Genomic DNA, 24,600 nt, shown 5'->3' on the forward strand with positions numbered 1-24,600 from the left:
GGCTTTGGCGCTAGAGCGCACTTGGGCGCTGCTATGTGCGCAGCAGTACTCCTGATGAGCGGGTGCAGCTCACCAGAAGCCGAAGTCGGCGCATCACCGGTACCCCAGGTTCGCCTCGATGGCGCACAGCTGGAGAACCTGCTCGAGGAATTCGCCCAAGAAGAAAAGAATTCCGAGGTCATCAGCGACAAGCAACTTCGTGAGAACATTCCGCAAGCCCAGGAATGGATCGAGAACGTCAAAGTGAATCCAAGCAAATGCGGGGTCACTTTTGCTGAGCCAGTGGCCGATCAATTGAGGAACGCCACGATGGGCGCCATTGAATTCGAGGACAGCTACCTCACGGTCGCAATCTACAAGGATTCTGAATTCTTGCAGGCCCAATGGGATGCCAAAACGGCGGCCAACGCTGATTGCGCGCGGTACACCGTCAAGCGGGGCAACGAGACTCGTGCCTATCATCTTGCCAAGCAGCCCATAGACTCTTCAGCAGGATTATCCGATGGGTATGTGATCACCAGCAGTGATGGGTCGTCGACCCAGCAACAGCTGATCATTCGCACTGCCAGCTCGAATGTCCTTCTCGGCCTACAGCGCTCCACATCAGCGGGGAACACCGCGAATGAAATTGAAGAAGCGTCAGAGATCCTTCAAAAGCTCATGGGCCAGCTGACCCAGTAGTTTATTTTTACGACGTCGTCGGCTCTTCGGCGGCAACAACGGAAAGCAGTAAATGACTAAGCGTTTAACCCTTTGGGCCCTGCCATTGGCGGTGAGCATGATGCTGGCCGGCTGTTCTTCAAATTCAGCTAGTGAACCTGCGCAATCGGCTGCTTCAACGACCTCCGTAGACAGCCAGAAAGAGGCTGCCTCGGGTGGCGCGCTCACTGCCGAGCAGGTGAAATCCGTCGCTTCCAAGCTTATGGAAGGCGACAACGCAGTCCAGGTGGTCGGCAACGAGCAAATGCAGCAGCAACTGGAAATTGCCAAGAATGCGAAGGCTCCCAGCGGCATCAAGCCGGAGAAATGCGCCGAGTTGAATGCCAAGTATTCAGTCACCGACTTGACAGCATCCGTATCCGCAACGGCAACCAGCTCCTCGGAATCCGTCGGCAAGGTCGTGCAGGTCTTCTCCTTGACAGACGATGCCACCCGCAACAACGTTTCACAGGCGCTGACCCTGGATGATCTAGAGGGATGCGAAAACGTCACCGTTGAGACCGGTGGCGAAAAAATCGAAACTGAACGCCAGATCCTGCCCTTGGACGTCAAAGCTGACCAGTCGTTGACCATGTCGACTCAAATGGACGCAGGTGGAGGACAGCTATTGACCTCGGTCGTGGTGCAGGCGCTGCGGGACGGCGATTTCGTCCTGGTTACCTTGCAGACAGGTTCGCAGCAAGCAGCTGAGCTGGCCGCGCAAGCGGTGGAATTGACGGATCGTGCGTTCGCCGAAATCGACGCGGTTCGAAAGCAATAGTCGCATGTGCTCGGTGCCCCGACTCGCCAATATCAGGCGGTGCTGCGCGTAGGAGAGGGATGCCCGTGGCGGTAGCGACGCGGATAGTTTGCCGAGAAGCAATGCATCTTCCGAGTCACATTGAAGCCCCTGGCAGTTGAAGTGCGATTCGACTGCCAGGGGCTTGTCCATGTGCGGCACCTGCGGATTTCTCTTTGACTGATGCTTTCCTGGCAGTGGGTGGCGCTTGACCAGCTCTTGACGATTCAAGTGAACAGCTTGCTCAAGTCCATTCACTGAAACACTCTCTTGTTGTCTTTTTATTTCCAACATATTGTGAAATGCTGTGGGTGGCTTATCATCACCATAGTGAGGAAATCACCATGAAAAAGCGTTCACTCTGGGTGCTGCCCGTAGCAGTTGCCCTGGCACTGACCGGTTGCAGCTCGAATTCGGGAACCGAAGGAGCTGCAGGCTCTTCGGAGGCCCCTCAGGAACAGGAAAGCACGGCAGTCCCGGCGCTGACCGCCGAGCAAGCCGCTGCGGTCGCCAAAACTCTCGGTGGAGACGAACCGAATGTGCAGGTTCTGGATAGCGCTGCGCTGAGCGCCTCGGTTGAAAGCGCAAAGGGACTGATCGATCAGATGGAGATCGAACCAGCGCAGTGCGCGGAATACGTTGCGCAGCAGGGAACCCAGGACCTGGACGGCGTCAACATGGCTGCAGCGATTGTCGTCGGCGAGGCCGGTGAGAGCAGCAGCTATTCGGTCGCTGGCTACGAGGATGCTGCCAAGCTGGAAGCAATCAACAAGATGGCAGATGCCAAGGACTTGCAGGGTTGCGAGGACTTCTCGATGAAGGTAGCAGGCCAGGAAGTTTCGGCCTCTGCCAAGATCCTGGATGCTGAGTCTGACGCAGACAAGACTATCGCTACCCACACCGCCATGACCATGAACGGTGCTGAAGTGCCGGGCGGTTCGTACCAGATTCAGGGCGTAGTTGGCGACAACGTCGTTGCCGTCTCCCACACCCAAACCACCGAACAAAGTGAAGACGCGGCTGTGAAGACTCTCGTTGATGAACTGAACAAGGCGGTTGCAGAGGTCAAGGCGGCGGCCAAGTAGGCTCGCTTCCGGTGGCGAATGCCCCTCTGGTTCCTGGACCAGAGGGGCTTCGCGCATTTGCATGGAAAATACTTCCAAAGTGAGGCAGCAGCTGCCGATGGATGGAGTGGTCTCAGACGAAGGTTCGGTTAAGAACCTGCTGATGAACCGTGTCCATGGCCAGTGGAGCGGCGCAATGTGCGGACACGCTTCGAGCAAGAATCAGTGAGAAACGCGCACCGAGGCGGTGTCTCGTTTAAAGTCACCTCCTCAATAAGCAAGAACCTTGCAACGCCCAGCAGTGGCCCAGAAGCGGGAGCAAGCTACTGAAAACGCAACACGGTTCCGCTCGACCCCTTGAATTTATTGGGAAGTCGCCGAAAGCTGTAGCATTGATTAAGGCCAATTTTCTGGCCAAAACCCATTTGATTTTGCATAGCTAGTCGGCATCCGGAAATATCTCTGAAGTCGACGGACGGAAAAGGACACCCCGAGTGGTTTTGAAGCTTTCCACTACCTTCTTGCGCACCTTGCGTGAAGATCCGGTTGACGCCGAAGTCGCCAGCCACAAGTTGTTGGTACGCGCCGGTTACATCCGTCGTGCGGCCCCGGGAATCTACACCTGGTTGCCGTTGGGTTTGAAGGTCCTTGCGCGTGTTGAAGCTATCGTTCGCGAGGAAATGAACGCTATCGGCGGCCAGGAAGTCCACTTCCCAGCGCTGTTGCCACGCGAGCCTTACGAGCAGACCGGCCGCTGGACCGAATACGGCGAAGGCCTGTTCCGCCTGAAGGACCGCAAAGATGCGGATTACCTCCTGGCTCCGACCCATGAGGAAATGTTCACCCTGCTGGTGAAGGACCTGTACAACTCGTACAAGGATCTGCCGGTCTACCTGTACCAGATCCAGAACAAGTACCGCGACGAAGCACGTCCGCGCGCGGGCCTGCTGCGCGGCCGCGAATTCATCATGAAGGATTCCTACTCCTTCAACATCGATGACGAGGGCCTGGACGAGGCCTACATGGCGCACCGCGCCGCCTACCTGAAGATTTTCGAGCGCCTGGGACTGGAAGTTGTCCCGGTCTTCGCGCAGGCAGGCGCCATGGGCGGCTCCAAATCCGAGGAGTTCCTGCATCCAACGGCTATCGGCGAGGACACCTTCGTGCGTTCGGCAGGCGGCTATGCTGCGAACGTCGAGGCTGTGACCACCGTGGTGCCAGAATCCATCGATTACACCAACGCACCTGCGTTCGAGGTCGTCGATACCCCGGACACCCCGACCATCGAAACCCTGGTGGCCGCGGCCAACGAGCTGCGCCCACGCGAGGCCGGTGCCTGGGAAGCCAAGGATACCCTGAAGAACGTTGTCCTGGCCGTGACCGACCCTGAAGGCAACCGCCAGCTGGTAGTCATCGGTGTTCCAGGCGACCGCCAGGTGGACCTGAAGCGCGTCGAAGCTACCGTAGGTGCCCCGCTGGGCATCATCGGCGAGGTCCAGGTTGAAGCCGCTAACGGCGAAGACCTGGCCAAGCACCCAGAATTAGTTGCTGGCTACATCGGCCCGGGCAACGGCCTGGACAAGGCTGTTCTGGGTACCGAGGGAACCAGCGGCATCACCTACCTGGTTGATCCCCGTGTCGTATCCGGCACCTCGTGGATCACCGGCGCAAACGAAAAGGGCAAGCACGTCTTCGGCCTGGTGGCCGAGCGCGACTTCGGCTTTGACGGCACCATCGAGTCGGTCAACGTGCTCGAAGGAGATCCGGCACCGGATGGCTCCGGCCCGCTGCGCACCGAACGCGGCATCGAAATGGGACACATCTTCCAGCTCGGCCGCAAGTACGCCGAAGCACTGGATCTGCGGGTCCTGGATCAGAACGGCAAGCTGACCGTCGTCACCATGGGTTCCTACGGCATTGGCGTCACCCGTGCGGTAGCCGCGCTCGCCGAGGCGTACCACGACGAAAACGGCCTGGCATGGCCAAAGCAGGTTGCCCCAGCCGACATCCACATGGTTGTCACCGGCAAGGGCCCAGAGCTGCTGGAAGCCGCCGAGAAGCTGGCCGCCGAATTCGAAGCGGCCGGCCTGGAGGTCATCCTGGACGACCGTCCAAAGGTTTCCGCTGGCGTGAAGTTCTCCGATGCGGAACTGATCGGCATCCCAACCATTGTCGTGGTGGGCCGTGGCCTCGCAGAGGGCGTAGTCGAGGTCAAGGACCGTACCTCAGGCGAACGCCGCGACGTCAAGGTCGAAGACGTCGTTGCGGAGCTGTCTGCCTAAGAGCGCGGCAGCCGAAAACTGAATAGGGGAGTAGCGCGGTGCAAGAGATCTTGGAATTGCTGTCCGTCAACGGTGAACCCGTCTCCTTCTGGCCCCTGGTCTTGCTGCTTCTGGCAGCCTTGGGCGCTGGATGGATCGACGCGGTGGTTGGCGGCGGCGGCCTGATCCAATTGCCCGCGCTGCTTCTTTTCCCCGGCATCACTCCGGTGCAGGCGCTGGCCACGAATAAGCTCGGCTCGATCTTCGGAACTGCAACCAGCGCGGTGACCTACTACCGGCGCACCAGCCCGGATTTGAAAACTGCGATTCCGATGGCATTGACCGCGATGCTCGGGGCGTTCGGCGGAGCCGCGCTGGCAACAATACTTCCAGCCGAAGCGATTCAGCCCATCATCATCGCAGCACTCATTGCGGTGCTGCTCTTCACGATCCTCAAGCCCAAAGCGGGGGAGCTGTCGCGCCTGCGCTTCACCGGGCATGGGCACTATCTGCGCGCCATCCTGATCGGGCTGCTGATCGGCGGCTACGACGGGATGATCGGGCCAGGCACTGGATCGTTCTTGATCATCGCCATGGTGACGGTGCTGGGCTACAACTTCCTGCAGTCCTCCGCCAAGGCGAAGATCGTGAACCTGTGCACCAATCTGGGTGCGTTGCTGCTCTTCATCCCGACGGGGCACGTCTTGGTAGCCTTGGGCCTGGCCATGGGCTTGATGAATATGCTCGGCGGCTACCTCGGCGCGCGCATGGCCATCTCAAAGGGCAGCGCCTTCATACGCATAGTCTTCGTGATCGTCGTTTCGGCACTGATCATCAAGCTCGGTTCGGACCTGATCCTGGCCGGCAACTGAAAAGACTAGCGGCTTCCGGCAGCTGATGTGCTAATTGGCGGGTAACCGGCATGATGCTGGACCTGTTGCGGTTCCATGGCATGAACCATGGAACTGGTCGGCATTTGCGCGATCCTGAAGGTCAGGAAGCTAGAGCCTAATGCGGCTTTGTAGAGTTGGGCAATTGTCGTGCGGGGTTCCAGCGGATCCACGACCTTCAACGCGGTGGAACCGATTGATACGTACAAGAACCACAAATCGTTGTTCTCGGGGTCGAGGGTAGCGACCAGCACCGGAGGCTGATGCGCGGCTACGAGCGACATGACGTCGTTGACAGATTCTCCGGATTGAGCAATGACAATGGGCATGCCCTGAATCCAACCATGTGCGCTGAGCTGCGCACGACCTTGCCGTGAACTGATCACTTCGCTGACCAGTTCAGCTATCGTCGAACGCATGTATCGACCTGACATTTCACTACCTCCAATTGACGACCTAGCTGCAAGTGGTTAGTTCCCCAATAAGTGGAAGAAAGCGGAAAGTTTCACTCCATTTTAGCGGAGCTGAATGCCGAATCTTAAGCACTTGTAATTCACCATAGACCCTTTGGCAGTGAATATCGAGAGCAGTTGAGTAGGAATGAAATTCATGTAGTTACAGCTCCATTCGATGGTGGGGAGAATAGGGAAGACTGGTAACTGAAATTACGGTCGATTACGAAAAATCAGTATCGGGTATGCCAGTTTCAACGAGGGGCAAGGTTAAAAACCACTGATCGCTGAAACATTGCCTGCTTCATCTCGACGGAAACGCCTGTTCCAACCCTGGCCATAATTCGCCGTGGAGAATCAAGGTTGTAATTATTTCGTGATAAATCAACGACGTGGGAAATATGCCTGAAAAATCTGCAGGAACTCAAGCTATTTCATGGACTCGACAGTTTCCAAGAGACGGTAGTCACTGCTTGATTCGTGCAGTTCGCGGAGAGCTTGGAATGCTAGGCCGGAAATTTCCAATCCAGCGGCGCCATCGGTATTTCCCGCTGCTACGACCAGCGCTTCAGCAAAATCTTCTTCGGCTGCTGCGGAGAGCTTGGCTAGTTCTTCCAGTCCGCCTTCGGGCAATGCATAGGCGGGCTCGCGCAGGTCTGCACACCGGTCGTCAACGACGTCGCGCAGGCCGCGAAGCTGATTTCCCAATTCGCTGCGCCGATCTTCAATGGCATCCTCGGCTGACTCAGCGCCACGAGCAGCCGTGAGCTGAAGAAGGAAATCCAGCGCGTAGCCGCGGTCCAGTGCACGGGCGACGGCCGTTGGCTCGATGTCCTGCGCTCCGGTGATTTCCATAGCCGGATCCAGCAGATCTGCATGCGGCAGGCAGGCTACCAGCTGGTCATTCTGCTTTTCCTCGCCCGCGACTTTGCTCAGCGGCAGAGCCAAGTCGAGGTCGTGCTCGTCACCTGATGATGCAACTGCACGGCGGGCATCCAGATTGATCTGGAAGGCAATCTCGGCCAGTTTCGAATCCCTGGGCAGCGACGGCTCCTCGAATGCAGGCATCTGTGCCGAGGCATGGGCGACATTCGTGGCAAGGGCAACCAGTGCGTCGGGGGAGTAGCGTTGCGGCAACGCCGCAGGTTCTTGGTCATCGAAACGCAATTCGCCGAGCAGCGCTGAACCCTGCGACAAGGAAGTTGCCAGTGCAGACAGCTGCGACGCGTTTTCCTCGGGTGCCAGTTTGGCCAAAGCCTGTGCCTGGGATGCCAGATCCGCGAGCTTTGCTCCCTGTTCCCACATCGTGCGTTGATCGGCGCTGGCCTCACTGACTTGTTCGGGCAGTCCGTGCTCGACCAGGGCACCATGAAAGAGCGTGCTGCCTATTCCCCACGTCACTGCCACGGCAACTGCGCCAGCCAAGGCAGGAGCAATCCAGCCCGGAGCACGGCGTGCTTGCCTGTCGGAGCGAGGGGAGGAAGTAGGCGTTTTTTCAGTCATAGCGTTTCGATCATGCCATGATCAACACAGGCAATGAGGGCATTGGCGGTGCCGCGCGCCACGATGAATGGAAAATGGGCGTGAGTTCCTTCACCTGTGCCCGTTTGGATGTTCTCAATGGGCGGAACGCAATATAGGCTTAAAGGACAACATCGAATAGCGTGGGAGGATATCCATGACCGGAATGCCGGCCGATACCGAACAGGAAGCGCAGCGTCTGACTGCATTGCTCTCCAAAGACGTAGAATCCCACGGGCTTCTCTTAGAAGAAGTCACCTTGCGTCCCTCCGGCAAGCAAATGATCCTGCAGATCATCGTCGACAAAGCTGACGGGCATGAAACGCTGGATCTCGATGAACTTGGCGAAGTCACCACCACCATCTCCAATGCCCTGGACAAGGACGCCGTCTATGCGAATGCGGCTCCATACGAACTCGAAGTCAGTTCCCCTGGACTCTCCCGACCGTTGACTGCCCAGCGCCACTGGATCCGCGCCATCAACCGCATGGTCAAGCTTTCACTGGCGGACGGCACGAAGCTCCGCGGACGCCTGCTAGAGGTCAACGAAAATGACGTGCTGGTTGCCGAGCACCGCGAGCCGGCCAAGAAGGGCATGAAGGTCAAGGTGCTCGAACCTGCGACCCATGCATTTGAAAATATCCGCAAAGCAGTTGTCGATCCAGAACTGAACTTCGACGACGCGCTCTTGGACACTGTCGATACTGAAGATTTGGAGGGCTAAGCGTGGATATTGATATGAATGCGCTGCGCATCCTGGAAAAAGACCGCGACATCCCGATGGATGTCTTGATTCCAACCATCGAGTCGGCCCTGCTGCTGGCCTACAACAAGACCGAAGGCGCCATGCCTGGCGCTCGCGCGCATATTGAGCGCAGCAACGGCCATGTGGCGATCCTGGTGGAAGACCGCGATAACGCTGGCGTGCTGCTGGGCGAATTCGACGATACTCCTCACGGCTTCGGCCGCATTGCCGCTTCGACCGCACGCCAGGTGATCATGCAGCGCCTGCGGGAAGCAGAAGATGCGCAGGTCGTCGGCGAGTACGCGGCCCGTGTCGGCACCTTGATCTCCGGCGTCATCCAGCAGGGCTACTCCTCGCACATGGTGCAGGTCAAGCTCGGCGACCTGGAAGCGCTGCTGCCGCCGGTCGAGCAGTCGCCAGGCGAGAAGTACCAGCACGGCAACCGCCTGCGCGCCTACGTTGTCTCGGCCGAACGCGGCAACAAGGGCCCGGCCATTACCCTGTCGCGCTCCCACCCGAACCTGGTTCGCCGGCTGTTCGAAATGGAAGTTCCGGAAATCGCTGACGGCACCGTCGCGGTCGAGGCGCTGGCCCGCGAAGCTGGCCACCGCACCAAGATCGCCGTGCGTGCAACCAAGGCCGGCGTCAACGCCAAGGGTGCCTGCATTGGCGAAATGGGAACCCGCGTGCGCGCTGTGATGAACGAGCTGAACGACGAAAAGATCGACATCGTCGATTACAACGAGGATCCAGCAAAATTCATCGCAGCGGCCCTGTCCCCGTCGAAAGTCATCTCGGTGGAGATCCTGGACGAAAGTGAACGCCGTGCCCGCGTGGTTGTCCCCGACTCCCAGCTCTCGCTGGCGATCGGCAAGGAAGGGCAGAATGCCCGCCTCGCAGCCAAGCTGACCGGTTGGCGCATTGACATCCTGGCGGCATCAGGCGGCAAGGAACCGCAGCTGTAAGCAGCTGCCGAAGAATTCCAGTTCAGCGTGCTGGACGTCTGGTTGCGTGTGAGCCGCATCTCATGCGCGCTATGGCGTCCAAACGCGCTAGACTAGTAGATGGCTCGTAATAACTTGGGAAGGTGGCGACGGCGCTCGCATGAAGCTGCATCAGCAACGCACGTGCATTGGCTGTCGAACCGTAACCAATAAGAACGAGCTGCTCCGTTGGGTCCTCAAAGACGGTGCACCGCTGCGTGCGGTGAATCTGGATCTGCAAGGTTCCGCTTTCGGGCGGGGTGCTTGGACCCACGGGACCGAAAAGTGTGTGCAGCAAGCAGTGCAGCGCCGAGCGTTCGCGCGGACCTTCAGAGCCGCGGTAGACGATTCGCAGGTACTGCAGGAATTCACTGCATACGAAGATCAGTTGGCAGCAAGCCAGCTATCTGGCAAACATGATGAAAGCGGGTCAGAAATCTGATGGCAACCCGATGAGTCGGCAATGCTGAGCGCACAACGATGAATTATCAGTTCTGCGTGATCCACCGTGCGACGGAAGAATTTCACGAATTACACAGCTGATCTGCCAGACCGCTGATCCAAAGATTTATCTTTTGATACCGGGGTTTGAGCAGATCACATCGACACAGGAGAGATGTGGCTAAACCCCGCGTTCACGAGCTCGCCAAAGAGCTCGGAATCACTTCAAAAGAAGCACTAACCAAGTTGCAGGACATGGGCGAATTCGTTCGTTCCGCTTCCTCGACCGTTGAACCACCCGTAGCGCGCAAGCTGCGCGACGCATTCCCGGGTTCGAACGGTGCCGCCAAGCCAGCAGCTGCGAAGCCAGCCGCCGCCAAGCCAGCGACGCCTGGAGCTCCAAAGCCGGCAGCTACCCCAGGTGCCTCGGCGCCGAAGCCAGGCGCCAAGCCGGCTCCGGCTCCTGCTGCACCTGCCGCTCCAACCGCGAAGGCAACCCCTGGCGCTCCATTGCCGGGTGCAGCCCCAGCACCGAAGCCAGGCGCCAAGCCGGCTCCAAAGCCAGGTGCTCCGCGCCCAGGCAACAACCCGTTCTCGTCCCAGCAGGGAATGCGCGGCGCTGAGTCCGGCGAACGCCGTGGCGGCGGCAGCCGCGAAGGCGGTCGTGCCCCACGTCCAGGCGCCCCACGTCCGGGCGGTCCACGTCCAGGCAACAACCCGTTCTCCTCGCAGCAGGGCATGCGCGGCGAAGGTGGCCAGGGCGGTCCTCGTCCGCCACGTGACGGCCAGCGCGGTCCACGTCCAGCTGGTGCTGGCGGTCCACGCCCGGCCCGCGACGGCCAGGGCGGCCCACGCCCGCCACGCGATGGCCAGCGCGGTCCACGTCCAGCCGGCGCAGGCGGCCCACGCCCAGCAGGCCAGGGCGCTCCACGCCCAGCTGGTGCAGGCGGTCCACGCCCAGGCGCCGGCACCACTGCAACTCCGCGCATGATGCCTAACCGCACCGATCGTCCAGCCCCAGCAGGCGGCGGACGTCCGGGTGCAGGTGCCGGCGGACGCGGTCGCCCAGGTGGCGGCGGCGGTGGCGGCACCGGTGGCGGCTTCCGCCCAGGCGCACCACGCGGCCGCGGTGGCGTTGGCGGCGCTTTCGGCAAGGGAGGCGCCGGTCGCGGCAAGCAGCGCAAGTCCAAGCGCGCAAAGCGCCAGGAATTGGAGCAGATGAGTGCTCCGTCATTGGGCGGCGTGAATGTTCCGCGCGGCACCGGTGACACCGAGATCCGTCTGCGCCGCGGCGCGTCGATCACCGATTTCGCTGACAAGATTGGCGCCAACCCGGCCGCGCTGGTGACCGTGCTGTTCCACCTCGGTGAAATGGCTACCGCAACCCAGTCGCTGGATGAGGCGACTTTCGAGGTGCTCGGTGAAGAGCTGGGCTACAAGGTGCTTGTCGTCTCCCCAGAGGACGAGGACAAGGAGCTGCTCGAAGGCTTCGGACTGGACCTGGAAGCCGAACTTGAGGCCGAAGGCGAAGACGTGCTCGAAGAGCGCGCCCCGGTCATCACCATCATGGGCCACGTCGACCATGGTAAGACCCGACTGCTGGATGCCATCCGCCAGTCGAACGTCATCGAGGGCGAGCACGGCGGCATCACCCAGCACATCGGTGCATACCAGATCAACCATGAGCACGAGGGCCGCCAGCGCGCGATGACCTTCATCGATACCCCGGGCCACGAGGCGTTCACCGCCATGCGTGCCCGCGGTGCCGAGGTCACCGACGTTGCAGTGCTGGTTGTCGCAGCGGACGACGGCGTCATGCCGCAGACCGTGGAAGCGCTGAACCACGCACAGGCTGCCGGCGTGCCGATCATCGTCGCAGTGAACAAGGTCGATAAGGAAGGCGCCAACCCTGACAAGGTCATGGGCCAGCTGACCGAGTACGGCCTGGTACCCGAGGAATACGGTGGCGACACCATGTTCGTGAAGGTTTCTGCACTGCAGAAGCAGGGTATCGAAGAGCTGCTGGACGCTGTCCTGCTGACCTCCGATGTCCTGGAGCTGAAGGCCAACCCGGACAAGTCCGCTCGCGGCGTGGCTATCGAAGCGAACCTGGACAAGGGCCGCGGTTCGGTTGTCACCGTCCTGGTCCAGTCCGGTACCCTCTGCGTTGGCGACACCATGGTGGTGGGCACCGCCCACGGCCGTGTGCGTGCAATGTTCAACGAGAACGGCGAGAACCTCGACGTGGCACTGCCATCGCGTCCGGTACAGGTCCTGGGCATGTCCTCGGTTCCGCGTGCTGGCGACGGCTTCCTGATCACCGAAGACGAGCGCACCGCCCGCCAGATCGCTGACAAGCGCGAGACCGCAGAGCGCAATGCGTTGCTGGCCAAGCGCCGCAAGCGCATCACCTTGGAAGACTTCGACAAGGCTGTTGCCGATGGCAAGATCGATACCCTGAACCTGATCCTCAAGGGTGACGCTTCCGGTGCTGTCGAGGCACTGGAAGACTCGCTGATGAAGATCGAGGTCGGCGACGACGTGCAGCTGCGCGTCATCCACCGCGGTGTCGGTGCGATCACCCAGAACGACGTCAACCTGGCAACCGTGGACAACGCCATCATCATTGGCTTCAACGTCCGCCCAGCCGAGCGCGTGGCAGAACTGGCCGACAAGGAAGGCGTCGACATGCGCTTCTACTCGGTCATCTACTCCGCAATCGACGACATCGAAGCTGCGCTCAAGGGCATGCTCAAACCGGAGTACGAAGAAGTGGCCCTCGGCACCGCCGAGATCCGCCAGGTCTTCCGCTCCTCGAAGTTCGGCAACATTGCCGGTTCGATCATCCGCTCGGGCACCATCAAGCGCAATTCCAAGGCCCGCCTGGTACGCGATGGCAACGTCGTGGGCGACAACCTGTCGATCGATTCGCTGCGCCGCGAGAAGGACGATGTCACCGAGGTCCGCGAGGGCTTCGAATGCGGTATCGGCTTGGGGTCGTTCAACGACATCAAGGAAGGCGACATCATCGAGACCTTCGAGATGCGCGAAAAGCCACGCGACTAATTGCCGACAGGCAATTAGCAGTGTGACTCACTGATTCGTGGGCGTTTGACCGATAAGCTTTGGTCAAGCGCCCACGAGTTTTGAACCATTAGGAGAAAACCATGGCTGATTCAGCCCGCGCCGCACGCCTGGCTAAGCGCGTCCAGGTCCTCATGGCCCAGTCGCTGCGCACCGTCATCAAGGACGAGCGCATCGACAACGTCACCGTGACCGACGCGCGCGTCACCAACGACCTGCAGCACGCTACGGTGTACTACACCGTCTTTGGCGATGACGAGATGAAGAAGGACATCGCCGCCCTGCTGGAAAAGCGTGGCGGCGCCCTGCGCAAGGAATTGGGCCGGAACCTGACCATCCGCCTGACCCCGACGCTGGCCTTTGTTGCCGACGAGATCCCCGAGGGCGCCTCGCATCTGGAGGAACTGCTGGCCAAAGCCCGCGAGAAGGATGCTGAGGTAGCGGCCCTGCGCGAAGGCAAGGACTTCGCCGGAGACCAAGACCCATACAAGAAGGACGAGGACGCCGAAGAAGCCTAGGAGCTTCCCGGAATCCTTCCGCCCGGATGCAATGCTGGGGATCGCACCATGGTGCGATCCCCAGCATTTTTAATTCATGAGTTTCCGTCGCGGCAAGCCCTCCGGTGGATGCCGGCGATCAGCGGGCTATCCGGGCGCTGAGCAGGGTGCCCGTAGGCGTCAGGGCGTTGGCGGTGACGGCCACCCTGGTGCCGTCGATTGCCACATCAGAAGCCATCGACACCGGCAGCACCGTCATGGACTCGCTGTGCCGGATGGCTCCCACGCCGCCACTGAAGAGCTCGGCCACGAACACCCGGCCGCGGTCATCGACCGCCACCCCGGTCGGGGCATTCAGCCCGGTGGCCACTAGCTGCGTGACTTTGCTGTGCAGGTTCATCCGGTAAACCTTGCCCATCGACAGGCCCTCGCCCGGAACGCCGGGCAAGACGGTGTAGTAGAGCCACTGCTTGTGCACGGTGATGTCGGTAGGCACCGGCTGGGCCCAGTAATCCAGGCCCATCATGCACTCCGGAACGGCCAAGCCCATTTCCCCGGCCAAAGCCGCTACTTGCTCGGTGATCTTGATCGGCTCAGCCGGCAACGTCTTCAGCAGGCCGACCGTGCCGTCGGCTGCGACGTGGTAGAGGGCGTTGCCTCCGGCATCGCCCACGTACAGGCCGTTGGCGGCCGGAACGCTGGAGTACGGGTGCGAGTACACCTCGCCAAGCGTCTGGAGGTACGGGGCCTGGGCCAGGCATTCGGGTGAGGCGTCACGTACGCCGTAGAGCGTCTGGCCATCCGGGTCGTGGGCCACCTCGTATTCGAACAGGTCCGCCAAGGTGCGGGTGGATCCCTGGGCATCAATGGCCTTGACCAGTGCGGGCCCTTCGGCTTGCGGATTTTCATCCGTGCCGGCGAGGTTCTCGAAGTAATAGGTGTTGCCACGGTCATGCGAGACGCCCGCGATTTCCTTGCCGGGAGCCGATACCAAGACCTGGCGGGTGCCATCAGTTGAGATGGATGACAGGATTCCGCCGAAGGCCTCGGCGACAAGGTACGAGCCTTCGGGACCGAAAGCCACCTTGAGCGGACCGACGAGTCCCTCGGCAACGGACTGCACCGAATCAATGGACGGCTTGCTGTGCTCGGACGCACCGGCAGCGTGGGCCGGGGCAGCGACGAGCGGCACGGTAAGTAGCGATCCCGCCGCGAGGGCAGCGAGAACTCGGGATTTCATGGGAGATTCTCCTGGGAGTGCGAGTGAGCCGCGGCCAGATGACGGCCGCGAAGAAGACGCAGACTTGAACCCGCTGAGTACCAGATGCTTCCAGAGCCATGGCACGAGCCTGCTGAATCCGTGGAACACGGTCCTGGCGGCATCCTCCATGGATGTCGAGCCCAGCGGTGGCGCGTGGCAATGCGCTCATATGAATCGAATTCTAGGCCGGGGCACAGGCGGGGCAAGGGTCCGTCGAGACTCATTTAAAGTGCTCGCGAACCCCGAGCGGCAGCTGGCCGTTCTGATGCTCTGGACCGGTGTGATGTGCTGGCTGACTCGTGCCGGGAGCACTCATGGAACCGTGCGGGCCCATAGACCCGGTCAGAGTTCGTGGGATAGCGTAGCCATCACCAGCATAAGCCGAAACAGGGGTCCCGAGAATGCCAGAATTCATCACCGTGCTCAGTGCCACCGGCGGGAACAACGTCGGAATTGTCGTTCCAGATGACGTCGTTGCCGGATTCGGCCGTGGCAAGCGCGTTCCTGTCTTGGTAACCATTGACGGGGGATATAGCTACCGGAACACCATTTCATCGATGCGTGGCCAGTTTCTGATTTCCTTCAACGCTGAAACCCGCGCTGCCACGGGCAAGGGCGCAGGCGATGAGATCAGCGTGAAACTCGAATTGGATGAAGAGCCGCGGACCGTCGAAATTCCCGAGCCACTGGCCGTGCTGCTCTCCGCCGAGCCGCAGCTCCTTGAAGCGTGGAACAAGCTGTCCTACAGCAAGCAACGAGGCCATGTGGAGCCCATCGTGGCTGCCCGCGGCGAAGACACCAGGACGCGCCGGGTCGAGAAAGCTATCAAGGCGCTGCGTGACGAATAGGGTGCTGGTGAGCAAGGCTACTGCACGGTGAACTGCAGACGCTGCCAACCACTGGCGCCATTGGGCACAGGGTTGGCTTTCTCGCGGGTCTGCATCTTGCCCTGCGCATCATAGGCTCGCACCGACGCCGCATGCATGCCCGGTGCCGCGTCCTTCCACACGAAGCGCCACTGCCGCCATGTATCCAGCGACGCTTCGGCGGCCAGCTGCGCATCCTCCCAGGGGCCGTCATCGATCTGCACCTGCACGCGTGAAATGCCCCGGGTCTGCGCCCAAGCAGTTCCGCCCAAGACAACTTCCCCTGCAGGGACCTCGGCGAAAGGCCGAGGCGTGTCGATGCGGGAGGACATCTTGATGGGACCGCGTTCAGACCAGCCGCGGGTAGTCCAATAGGCGGCCTTGTCCTCGAAACGCGTCACCTCCAAATCAATCACCCATTTGGTGGCCGAGACATAGCCGTAGAGGCCGGGAACCACCATGCGCACGGGGAATCCGTGGTCGAAGGGCAGCGGCTCGCCGTTCATGCCGATAGCCAGCAAGGCCATCCGGTCATCGGTCAGCGCTTGTAGCGGTGTGGAAGCGCTGAAACCGTCATGAGAAGTCGAAAGCACCATATCGGCGCCGGCCTGGGGAACCGCGCGCTCCAGCACCTTGCGCAGCGGGTAGCCCAGCCACTTCGCGTTGCCTACCAGATCTCCTCCGACAGGATTCGATACGCAGGTCAGGGTCAGATACGTTTCCACGAGTTCCTCGCCCAGCAGCTCGTCGAAGCCGATGGTGAATTCATTCTCCACCATGCCGTGCACGCGCAAGGACCACTGGTTCGGGTCGATCTGCGGCACCGACAGCGCGGTGTCGATGCGGTAGAAATCCTGGTTGGGAGTAACGAAGCGGGGCATATTCGCCTCCTCTATTTGCACTCCTTCGGGCAGGGCCTTGGCCTTCGTCCGGGCCGCTGGCAGGCGCAGGGCGTTGCGGGCGGCGACAGCCATATTGCGTGTAGCGGAGACGGAGGTGGACACCGCGGTGGCCAGTGCCGCGGCCGCCAAGGACAGGACCGCGCCGCGCAAGAATATTCTGCGGCTTGGGCCGGCAGCTGCCGTGCCCTGGCCGGGTTCGGGGACGGTGGCTGTAGCCAGCCGGGCCAGCCAATGAAGAGCTCCGATTCCGGCGACTGCGCCCAGCACCGTAGGGACAACATCCAGCAGGCTGGTGGACGCGCGGGCGGCCACAGCGCTGGCAAGCACCAGCGCCAAAGCAATGATGGCGGTGCAGGCCAACGCGAAACTCCGCTTGGCCAGCAGGCCGATCAGGGCAGAGAGCACCGCTGCCGCCACGCCGATGGAAATGAACAGCGCCAGCTTGTCATTGGTCCCGAAGGTGGAGATGGCGAAGTCCTTGAGCCATGGAGGCGTCAAGTCGATGATGGCAGACCCCAGAGCGAAAAACGGCGAGGAAGCACTATTGAAAAATGCCGAGGCCAACTGGGCGACGGCAAACATGAGCGCTGCCGAACATATTCCGGCTACCGCGTGGAAAACGTAAACCCTGCTGCCGCGCTTGTTCTTGAAGCCCACTGCCACTCACCTCATGCGTTTCGTTCCATGTTCCCCTCCCTAATGCGGGGGAACAACCACTCACAGTGTTTTCGGAACGGGACGCACAGCAGATTGGAACCGGCTACAAGATCTTCTGCGATCTCATAGCGACTGCAGCATGATGGGATCCGTCGTCGGGGCGGGGGAGCCGGTGGCCGGCTCGACGGTGATCCCGAAATGAGTGATCCCCTGCATCGGATCGGAAACCATGATCATGCCGTTGGCATCGCTGCCCGTGAGCATTCCTGCCGGGACTGCGCCGTCGGCGGAAATCAGCCACAGCTCGTACCCTTTGTCGCTGGACAGCTCCGGCATGCCCGAGGTGGAAACCGCCATCAGTCCTTCGGCCGCGGAATAGGACAGCGTGATCGTTGCCCCGTCATCCAAGGTCTGCGTCTTGGACTTGGCATCGGGAGCCCCCAAGATCCGGGCGAGTTCTTCCTGATGTTCGGCCATGGCTGCCATTTTGCTTTCCAGCTCGCGCTGCTCGGAATTCTGCTGGATGGCCAAGCCGCCCAACGCCGCCGCTGCCAGTAGCAGGACGCCGGCGGCCAAGGCGAAGAAGCGCTGGTTGCCGCGCGGTGCCCCGGGCTGCGGCGCCGGGGGCGTAGCCGGGGCATCGGATTCACGTTCCGCACCAGCCGTGGAGCCACTGGCGGGGGAGCTGCCCGAGGCAGGCTCCTGGTCCTGGACGGGCGGCAGCTGCTCGGTGGCGCGGATAGCTGCCATGACATCGTTCTTGAGCCGTGCTGGGGGAGCAACCGGCTGCGCTGCCAAGCCGAGCAGTCCAGCAGTTTCCTGCAAGGCATCCAGCTCGTGGCGGGCCTGGGCGGCATCTGAGTCCTGGTGCGCGAGCTTGCCGCGGTCCTCGTCTCCCAGAGCTTCCAGGGCGAAGCTGTCGGTCCGCTCGTTCTCATGCTTTTCCATTACGCCACTCCCATCAGTTCTCGAAGCTTGCCCATGCCATCGCGTATTCGCGTTTTAGCGGTTCCCACCGGTACTTTCAGCAGCTCAGCGACTTCCAGGTGGGTGTATCCGCCGAAGTAGGCCAGCTGTATGGCTTCGCGTTGCGGTGGGCTGAGCTGTTGCAGTGCCCGTGCAACGCGTACGGTCTCGTCGTGCAAGATGGCGTTCTCTTCCACGTCTTCGTAGCTGTCCTGGAATTCCTTGATTCCAATGCGCAGATCCCGGGCTTGGCTCGCTTGGCTGGAGCGCACCCGGTCCACGGCTCGGCGGTGGGCTATGGTCAGCAGCCAGGATGCAGCGGTTCCGCGGGACGGATCGAAGCGCTTGGCCTGCTGCCACGCTTCGACGAATACTTCCTGGGTGACCTCTTCGCTCTGCGCCTGGTCGCGAAGCACCCGCAGCACGAGGCCGAAGACCCGCGATGCCATGGCATCATAGAGCGATTCGAAGGCAGATTCGGCCCCCAGCGCGACCTGTCGCAACAAGTCGTCTGGCGTTTGCACGGAATCGTCTTCCATGGCGTCGAGTCTATTGGAACTCATGAATCCTAGAGTCTCATGCATTTGTGCCTCAGCGGCGCTCTGCGGTGGCGTGGCGTTCGGGGAATAGCTGGGCTGCGGGAACCACGTTCCCGCAGCACCGGCGAAGGTGGTGCATGGAAGGTATTCCACGCACCACCTCCATGCCGGCGGACCTGCTGTTTCCGGGGGTGCTACTTCTTGGCCGGCGGCATCAGGACGGTGTCCACCAGATACACGGTCGCGTTGGCGGTTTGCACGCCGCCGCAGATGACCGAGGCCCCGTTGACTTCCAGATCATCACCGCTGCCGGTGACTTCAAGATCCTCGCCCTGGACCGTTTCGTGGGTTCCGGGAAGATCAGCCGGTGCGATCTGGCCGGAAACCACATGGTAGGTCAGCACGCTGGTCAGGGTGTCGGCGTCCTTGGCCACTGCTGCCAAGTCATCCTTCGGAATCTCGGCGAAGGCGTTATCCACCGGTGCGAAGACGGTGAATTCGCCGCCGTTGAGCGTATCGACCAGGTCCACGTCCGGGTTCAGCTCACCGGAGACTGCCGAGGTCAGCGTGGTCAGCAGCGGGTTATTCGAGGCGGCGACGGCTACTGGATCCTGCGCCATGCCTTCTACCGAGCCATCACCGGTCGGGACTGCTTCGGCGTAGGCTGCGCAGCCTGGGCCAACGAGATTTCCGGCTGGATCCATGGCGGACTCGCTGGCCATGAGAGAGCTGCTTTCCGAAGCGAAAGCGGTGGGCGATTCCATGGTTTCCGAACCTGTTGAGCAGGCGCTCAGTCCCATGGCGGCGACTGCGATGAGCCCGAAGACTCCAGCGGCTTTGCTGTATGTGCGCTTCATGATTTTCTCCTTGCTTCGCCGCGACTATTGTCGTCGGTTCCTTTCCTGTCCGTGCGGAGCAGGCTGTCATGGAGCATTCGGTGCCGGATGCCTGGCGGATTGGAATCCCGTCAAAATAATTTTCCAGTCCCTCTGTGACGCGGCGTCCGGGCGGGTCTGCAGCCACGCTATCGGAGGGGGATTGGTCCGCACGTGGGATCTGCCACGCTTGGAACCCGCGGCAGGCTTATTCTCTGCACAGCCCATATACTGGAAGGCGTGAGTAAAGCCGGGCAGAACACGCAAGAGCAGGCATCAGGCCTCGTATTAGTCGACAAAGACCAGGGAATGACCTCCCATGACGTGGTGGGCCGCATCCGCCGACTCGCTGGGACCAGGAAAGTCGGCCATGCCGGCACCCTGGACCCGATGGCCACCGGCGTGCTGGTGGTCGGCGTGAACAAGGCAACCCGCTTGCTGACTTACATCGTGGGCCACGACAAGACCTACACCGCCACCATCCGCCTGGGGCAGAACACCGTCACCGACGATGCCGAAGGCGAGATCATTTCCGAACGCATCGCAGCAGCTGTCAGCGACGAGGACATCGAACGCGAGGTGGCCCGGCTGCGCGGCGACATCCAGCAGATCCCGAGCTCGGTCTCGGCCATCAAGGTCGATGGCAAGCGTTCCTACGCCCGCGTGCGCGCCGGCGAACAGGTGGAGCTCAAGGCCCGTCCGGTGACCATTTCGCGTTTCGAGATCCACGAGGTGCGCCGCGAAAACGGCGGCAAGATCCTCGACGTCGACGTCACCGTCTCCTGCTCATCCGGAACCTACATCCGTGCGCTGGCCCGCGATCTGGGCGAAGCATTAAACGTGGGCGGACATCTCACCGCGCTGCGCCGTACCGAGGTGGGCCCGTACAAGATCGAGCTCACCCGCACCCTGGAGCAGTTGGCCCAGGAATTCGAGATCCTCCCCATTGAAAAGGCCGCCGCTACGCTGTTCCCCAACCGCACGGTCAGCGTCGACGAAGCAGTCGAGCTGTCGTTCGGCCGCACCATCCCCGCCTCGCACTTGAGCATGGACATCGCCGAAGGCCAGACCGTTGCCGCGTTCGCGCCCAACGGCGTGCTCGTCGCGTTGCTGGAAGACAAAGGCGACAAGGCCCGTACCGCCTTGGTCTTCACCGCCAAGTAATCCCGAAAGGACCTGGCTTGATTGCCCTGAATGGATTCTTCATCGCCGGTGCGGTGGTCTGTGCGCTGGCATTTCTGGTGGCAGTGATTGCAACAGCAATTCGCAAGCACCCGGATGACTGGGCGCTGATCGGCGCGGTGGCCACCGAGCTGTACCTGATTGCCTACGGCATTGCGGCGGTGATCCGCCAGGCTGGCGGCAATGCGGTGCAGGGGGACCCGGTGGAATTCTGGGGCTACTTCATCACGGCGCTGATCATGCCGCCGATCGCCTTCTTCTGGGCCATCAGCGAGAAGAGCCGCTGGTCCAACGCCGTGCTGGCCGCGTCAGCCGCGGTCACTTTCGTTATGGTGTTCCGCATGGAACAGATCTGGCAGTAGGAGTACCCCATGGGTGAAAAGCAGCGCAACTCGCGCATCATGCAGGCCGCCGAGGCGCGCAGCGCCAACAAGGCCCCCAAGCCGAGCCGGTCCACCGGCCTGGGCCGCGTGATCATTGCCGTCTACGGCATCCTCGCTCTGGCAGCGACGGTCCGCGCGGTCTACCAGATCATGAGCAAATTCGACGAGGCACCGATCGCGTACAGCCTGTCGCTGGTTTCCGGCCTAATCTACATCCTGGCCACGTTCTCGCTGTCCTCGGCCAAGCGTGGCGCCTGGCTGGTCTCGCTGTATGCGGTAGCCATTGAATTGGTGGGCGTGATCGTCGTGGGAATCCTGTCGCTGACCCACCCCGAAGAATTCGCGCATCCATCGGTGTGGAGCGGTTTTGGCGAAGGGTACGGATACATTCCGCTGGTTCTGCCGATCATCGGCTTGTGGTGGCTGTACCGTAATCGTAATGAGCGTCACGCCTAAAGACGTGCAAGAATTACCTCGGTGGGTTTTCCATCCACCGCAGCAGAATTTCTGAAGGAGCAAAGTGCACTATTGGAAGGGCTTGGATGCCGTCCCCGCGGATATGGCGCCCACTGTCGTGACCATTGGCAACTTTGACGGTGTCCACCTGGGCCACTGCGAAGTGCTGGATGCAGCTGTCACACAGGCCAAAGCGCGCTCTGCACAATCGGTGGCAATCACTTTCGACCCGCACCCGGCGCTGGTGCACCGTCCCGAGAGTGCTCCTGAATTGATCATGGGCATCACCGACCGCATCGACACCCTGGCTAGCGTTGGCCTGGACGCCACGCTGATGATCCACTACACCCTGGAATTTGCGGATCAAAGCGCTGAAGAGTTCGTCCGTTCCATCATCGTGGAGAAGCTGAACGCCGTAGCCGTCGTTGTCGGGCACGATGTGCGGTTCGGCCGCGGCAATTCCGGAGACTTCGGCTACATGCAGGAGCTGGGAGCCAAATACGGTTTCGAGGTCATCGGCGTTGAAGACGTGGGGGATAAGCGGCGCTTGTCTTCGACCTGGGTGCGCGAGGAACTGGCGGCTGGCAACGTTGAGGCCGCCGCCGCGATCCTCGGCCGGCCGCATCGCATGCGCGGCGAAGTAGTGCATGGCCACGCGCGCGGACGCGAGCTGGGATTCCCCACCGCAAATCTGGATCCCGAAGCCACCGGCATCATCCCTGCCGATGGCGTGTATGCCGGCTGGGTCATCGATGAGGCCGAGGTGCGTTGGCCGGCGGCAATTTCCGTTGGCTCGAACCCGACCTTCGATGGTGTCTCCCGCGTGGTCGAGGCGCATGTGATCGATCGTCCCGAAGAAGGGGTGGAAGATTTCGACCTGTATGGCCAGCAGATTGTCGTCGAGTTCATTTCCCATCTGCGCCCGATGGTCGCCTACCGCGGCATCGAAGCCTTGATTGAGCAGATGACCGAGGATGTCGACCAGGCCCGTGCGGTACTGGCTGCCGAACGCCACTAGGAATCATGGCTGAAATACCTTCGTTGCCGCAACGCGCCTTCGTTGTGGGAGCACAGCGCCGCGAAGAATTGGCATCGGCGTTCCAGTCGGATGCCGAAAGCTATGACAAGATCCGTCCGTCCTATCCCCAGGAAGCGCTGGATTTCACGTTGCAGCACCGACCGGCAACTGCGGTGGATATCGGTTGCGGTTCGGGGATCTTTACCGAGCAACTGGTTTCTGCAGGCTTGGAAGTCACAGCCGTAGATCCGTCCGCGGACATGCTCTCGGTCCTGTCCAAGCGCCTGCCGCACATCGAGGTGGCCTGCGCTGCTGGTGAAGCTACCGGTTTGGCCGCTGACAGTTTTGATCTGGTGACCTATGCGCAGGCATGGCATTGGGTTGACCACCCGCAAGCCAGTGCCGAAGCGGCGCGCTTGCTCCATGACGGCGGTTGGCTGGCCCTGTTGTGGAACCAGTTGGATGTCACCGTTCCCTGGATGCACCGGTTAGCACGGATCATGCATGCAGGGGATGTGCACCGGCCCGAGCTGGAGCCGCCGCTGGGACCGCAGTTCCAGAAACCCGAGCATGGCATCTGGCATTGGTCCATGGAGCTGGATTTCGATGAGATTATCGAGCTGACCAAATCACGCAGCTACTACCGCAAGTCCTCGGACACCACGCGGGCCAAGGTCGAAGCGAACCTGGCATGGTACTGGCATGAGCATTTGGGGCATGAGCCAGATAAGAAGGTGCAGGTGCCGTATCTCACCCATGCTTGGAGGTCCCGCCGGCGTCCCCGTCGGTGATATGATTGACGATGGTTCTCGCTGCAGTCCGCGGTTGCGAGTTTCCCCTGTGAATGCCTCGGCGTTCGCACTGACTTATGAACGCGGTCCAACTCTAGGAGTTTGTTATGGCATTGGATGCCACTATCAAGAACGAAATCATCAAGGCTTACGCTACCCACGAGGGTGACACCGGTTCGCCTGAGGTTCAGATTGCCGTCATGTCCCGCCGTATTTCGGACCTGACCGAGCACCTGAAGATGCACAAGCATGACCACCACACCCGCCGTGGCCTGATGGCTCTGGTTGGTCGTCGTCGTCGTATGCTCGGCTACCTGAAGAACACCGACATCGAGCGTTACCGTTCGCTGATCGAGCGTTTGGGCCTGCGCAAGTAGTCCTTGGCTTCAGAGCAAGAAAATCCCCGCCTTCGTCTCAGGAGGCGGGGATTTTCTTGCCCGGCAGAGGCCGCATCGCGCGGTTGCTTACTCTGCCTTGGCCTCTGCTTCAGCCTCGGCTGCCGCGGCCTCTTCGGCCTTTTCCTGGTGGATCACCTCAGCCAGGAGCTTCTCCATCTCCTTCGCGACACCCGCTGCGGACGCCGGGTTCTGCCCGGTCACCAGGCGTTCGGAGACTTGTACATTCTCTTCGAAGTTATCGGCGGCGATATGCGTGGCGCCTTGCTCGGTGAGCTTGTCAGCAAGGAAGAACGGAATGATCTTGTCCTTGCCGACGGCCACTTCTTCGTCGTTGGTGAACGCCGCAACGGTCTTACCGCTCAGGAGCTTCAGGCCATGATGCAACTCGACATCCAGCAGTCCAGCCGGACCGTGGCAGACGGCACCGACCACGCCACCCTTGTTGTAGATGTCGCTGACCACCTTCTGCAGGCCAGCATTGCCAGCGAAGTCCCACATGGTGCCGTGGCCACCCACGAGATACACCGCGTCGTACTGCGCAGGATCCACCACCTCGACACGTGCCGTGTTGTACAAGCCGGCACGGGTCGTTTCATCTTGGGTGAACTGCACCTGGATCGGGTCATCCTGGTCCACCGTGTCGCGCGGGGGCTGTCCGCCCTTGATGGACGCAAAGTCGACGAAGTGCCCGGAATCCCGGAACACCTTCCATGGGTGCGCGGCCTCGGCGACGTTGTAACCGGTAGGCTCCTTGTCCTCGCCGATTTCGGAAACGCTGGTCAGGACCATGAGGATTTTCTTCAAGGTGTGCTCCTTTCGCATTCGTCCTTCCACCCTTGTACAACCTGCAGGCTGTCGCAAGGGGGACGC

The 24,600-nt window shown here is 61.1% G+C and carries 25 protein-coding genes; 17 read left to right on the forward strand and 8 right to left on the reverse strand.

All coding sequences use genetic code 11. From position 1 onward, the window contains the following. The first annotated feature begins 54 nt into the window (after positions 1-54). From ATK23_RS02140 to ATK23_RS02160, 5 genes are all read left to right on the forward strand, one after another. Positions 55-681, forward strand: coding sequence for a PDZ domain-containing protein (locus ATK23_RS02140; protein WP_157066343.1), 627 nt, complete (start codon positions 55-57; stop codon positions 679-681). Between the two features lie 91 nt (positions 682-772). Beyond that, positions 773-1,480, forward strand: coding sequence for a hypothetical protein (locus ATK23_RS02145; RefSeq protein WP_211286058.1), 708 nt, complete (start codon positions 773-775; stop codon positions 1,478-1,480). A 362-nt stretch (positions 1,481-1,842) separates the two neighbouring features. Then, complete coding sequence (locus ATK23_RS02150; protein ID WP_066139307.1) at positions 1,843-2,583, forward strand: hypothetical protein; 741 nt, start codon at positions 1,843-1,845, stop codon at positions 2,581-2,583. Positions 2,584-3,056: 473 nt separating this feature from the next. Further along, entirely contained in the window at positions 3,057-4,844 is a 1,788-nt protein-coding gene (locus ATK23_RS02155; protein ID WP_066139305.1) for a proline--tRNA ligase, read from the forward strand. A gap of 59 nt (positions 4,845-4,903) precedes the next feature. Beyond that, positions 4,904-5,695, forward strand: coding sequence for a TSUP family transporter (locus tag ATK23_RS02160; RefSeq protein ID WP_100339311.1), 792 nt, complete (start codon positions 4,904-4,906; stop codon positions 5,693-5,695). A gap of 5 nt (positions 5,696-5,700) precedes the next feature. On the opposite strand, the gene ATK23_RS02165 is transcribed toward ATK23_RS02160, so the two are convergent. Together ATK23_RS02165 and ATK23_RS02170 are read right to left on the reverse strand one after the other, a co-directional pair. Further along, positions 5,701-6,042, reverse strand: coding sequence for a hypothetical protein (locus ATK23_RS02165; RefSeq protein ID WP_066139303.1), 342 nt, complete (start codon positions 6,040-6,042; stop codon positions 5,701-5,703). 552 nt (positions 6,043-6,594) lie between these two features. Beyond that, positions 6,595-7,668 (reverse strand): hypothetical protein, encoded by a 1,074-nt coding sequence (locus tag ATK23_RS02170; protein WP_157066341.1) that lies wholly within the window; start codon positions 7,666-7,668, stop codon positions 6,595-6,597. A gap of 175 nt (positions 7,669-7,843) precedes the next feature. Here ATK23_RS02170 and ATK23_RS02175 point away from each other — a divergent pair, with 175 nt between their 5' ends. The 5 genes from ATK23_RS02175 to rbfA all read left to right on the forward strand — a co-directional run bounded on the left by ATK23_RS02175 (position 7,844) and on the right by rbfA (position 13,457). Beyond that, positions 7,844-8,410 carry a ribosome maturation factor RimP gene (locus tag ATK23_RS02175; RefSeq protein ID WP_038989669.1) on the forward strand — a complete coding sequence of 189 codons (567 nt, stop codon included), beginning with the start codon at positions 7,844-7,846 and terminating at the stop codon, positions 8,408-8,410. A gap of 2 nt (positions 8,411-8,412) precedes the next feature. Continuing rightward, positions 8,413-9,396 carry a transcription termination factor NusA gene (gene nusA / locus ATK23_RS02180; RefSeq protein ID WP_038989667.1) on the forward strand — a complete coding sequence of 328 codons (984 nt, stop codon included), beginning with the start codon at positions 8,413-8,415 and terminating at the stop codon, positions 9,394-9,396. Positions 9,397-9,535: 139 nt separating this feature from the next. Then, positions 9,536-9,856, forward strand: a complete 321-nt coding sequence (locus tag ATK23_RS16765; protein ID WP_066139298.1) for a YlxR family protein — start codon at positions 9,536-9,538, stop codon at positions 9,854-9,856. 176 nt (positions 9,857-10,032) lie between these two features. Further along, a complete protein-coding gene (infB, locus tag ATK23_RS02190) occupies positions 10,033-12,921 on the forward strand; it encodes a translation initiation factor IF-2 (protein ID WP_066139296.1) in 2,889 nt (962 codons plus the stop codon). Between the two features lie 101 nt (positions 12,922-13,022). Beyond that, positions 13,023-13,457 (forward strand): 30S ribosome-binding factor RbfA, encoded by a 435-nt coding sequence (rbfA, locus tag ATK23_RS02195; RefSeq protein ID WP_066139293.1) that lies wholly within the window; start codon positions 13,023-13,025, stop codon positions 13,455-13,457. Positions 13,458-13,575: 118 nt separating this feature from the next. Here rbfA and ATK23_RS02200 read toward each other — a convergent pair whose 3' ends face one another. Further along, positions 13,576-14,676, reverse strand: coding sequence for a ScyD/ScyE family protein (locus tag ATK23_RS02200; RefSeq protein ID WP_066139290.1), 1,101 nt, complete (start codon positions 14,674-14,676; stop codon positions 13,576-13,578). A 422-nt stretch (positions 14,677-15,098) separates the two neighbouring features. Here ATK23_RS02200 and ATK23_RS02205 point away from each other — a divergent pair, with 422 nt between their 5' ends. Continuing rightward, on the forward strand, positions 15,099-15,545 hold the full coding sequence (locus ATK23_RS02205; RefSeq protein WP_052253498.1) for a YdeI/OmpD-associated family protein: 447 nt from the start codon (positions 15,099-15,101) through the stop codon (positions 15,543-15,545). Positions 15,546-15,562: 17 nt separating this feature from the next. Here the strand turns inward: ATK23_RS02205 and ATK23_RS02210 are convergent, their stop codons facing one another. From ATK23_RS02210 to ATK23_RS02225, 4 genes are all read right to left on the reverse strand, one after another. Continuing rightward, a complete protein-coding gene (locus tag ATK23_RS02210; protein ID WP_066140293.1) occupies positions 15,563-17,047 on the reverse strand; it encodes a molybdopterin-dependent oxidoreductase in 1,485 nt (494 codons plus the stop codon). 198 nt (positions 17,048-17,245) lie between these two features. Continuing rightward, positions 17,246-18,070, reverse strand: coding sequence for an anti-sigma factor (locus ATK23_RS02215; protein WP_066139287.1), 825 nt, complete (start codon positions 18,068-18,070; stop codon positions 17,246-17,248). Beyond that, entirely contained in the window at positions 18,070-18,651 is a 582-nt protein-coding gene (gene sigK, locus ATK23_RS02220) for an ECF RNA polymerase sigma factor SigK (protein WP_066139284.1), read from the reverse strand. The genes ATK23_RS02215 and sigK overlap by 1 nt, the downstream gene beginning before the upstream one ends. Positions 18,652-18,821: 170 nt before the next feature. Continuing rightward, positions 18,822-19,484 carry a fasciclin domain-containing protein gene (locus ATK23_RS02225; protein WP_066139281.1) on the reverse strand — a complete coding sequence of 221 codons (663 nt, stop codon included), beginning with the start codon at positions 19,482-19,484 and terminating at the stop codon, positions 18,822-18,824. A gap of 258 nt (positions 19,485-19,742) precedes the next feature. Between ATK23_RS02225 and truB the strand changes: the two genes are divergently transcribed. The 6 genes from truB to rpsO all read left to right on the forward strand — a co-directional run bounded on the left by truB (position 19,743) and on the right by rpsO (position 23,709). Continuing rightward, positions 19,743-20,666 (forward strand): tRNA pseudouridine(55) synthase TruB, encoded by a 924-nt coding sequence (gene truB, locus ATK23_RS02230; protein ID WP_083515486.1) that lies wholly within the window; start codon positions 19,743-19,745, stop codon positions 20,664-20,666. Positions 20,667-20,683: 17 nt separating this feature from the next. Beyond that, on the forward strand, positions 20,684-21,046 hold the full coding sequence (locus ATK23_RS02235) for a hypothetical protein (RefSeq protein ID WP_083515485.1): 363 nt from the start codon (positions 20,684-20,686) through the stop codon (positions 21,044-21,046). 9 nt (positions 21,047-21,055) lie between these two features. Then, a complete protein-coding gene (locus tag ATK23_RS02240) occupies positions 21,056-21,523 on the forward strand; it encodes a hypothetical protein (protein ID WP_174520601.1) in 468 nt (155 codons plus the stop codon). 64 nt (positions 21,524-21,587) lie between these two features. Then, positions 21,588-22,541 carry a bifunctional riboflavin kinase/FAD synthetase gene (locus ATK23_RS02245; RefSeq protein WP_066139275.1) on the forward strand — a complete coding sequence of 318 codons (954 nt, stop codon included), beginning with the start codon at positions 21,588-21,590 and terminating at the stop codon, positions 22,539-22,541. 5 nt (positions 22,542-22,546) lie between these two features. After that, complete coding sequence (locus tag ATK23_RS02250) at positions 22,547-23,332, forward strand: class I SAM-dependent methyltransferase (protein ID WP_066139272.1); 786 nt, start codon at positions 22,547-22,549, stop codon at positions 23,330-23,332. A 107-nt stretch (positions 23,333-23,439) separates the two neighbouring features. Further along, positions 23,440-23,709: a 30S ribosomal protein S15 gene (gene rpsO, locus ATK23_RS02255; RefSeq protein WP_013348393.1), complete on the forward strand. Its 270-nt coding sequence runs from the start codon at positions 23,440-23,442 to the stop codon at positions 23,707-23,709. Positions 23,710-23,796: 87 nt separating this feature from the next. On the opposite strand, the gene ATK23_RS02260 is transcribed toward rpsO, so the two are convergent. Further along, a complete protein-coding gene (locus ATK23_RS02260; protein ID WP_407645287.1) occupies positions 23,797-24,552 on the reverse strand; it encodes a type 1 glutamine amidotransferase domain-containing protein in 756 nt (251 codons plus the stop codon). Positions 24,553-24,600 lie beyond the last annotated feature (48 nt).

The sequence above is a fragment of the Glutamicibacter nicotianae genome, from assembly GCF_002797775.1.
GTDB classification, from domain to species: Bacteria; Actinomycetota; Actinomycetes; order Actinomycetales; family Micrococcaceae; genus Glutamicibacter; species Glutamicibacter nicotianae.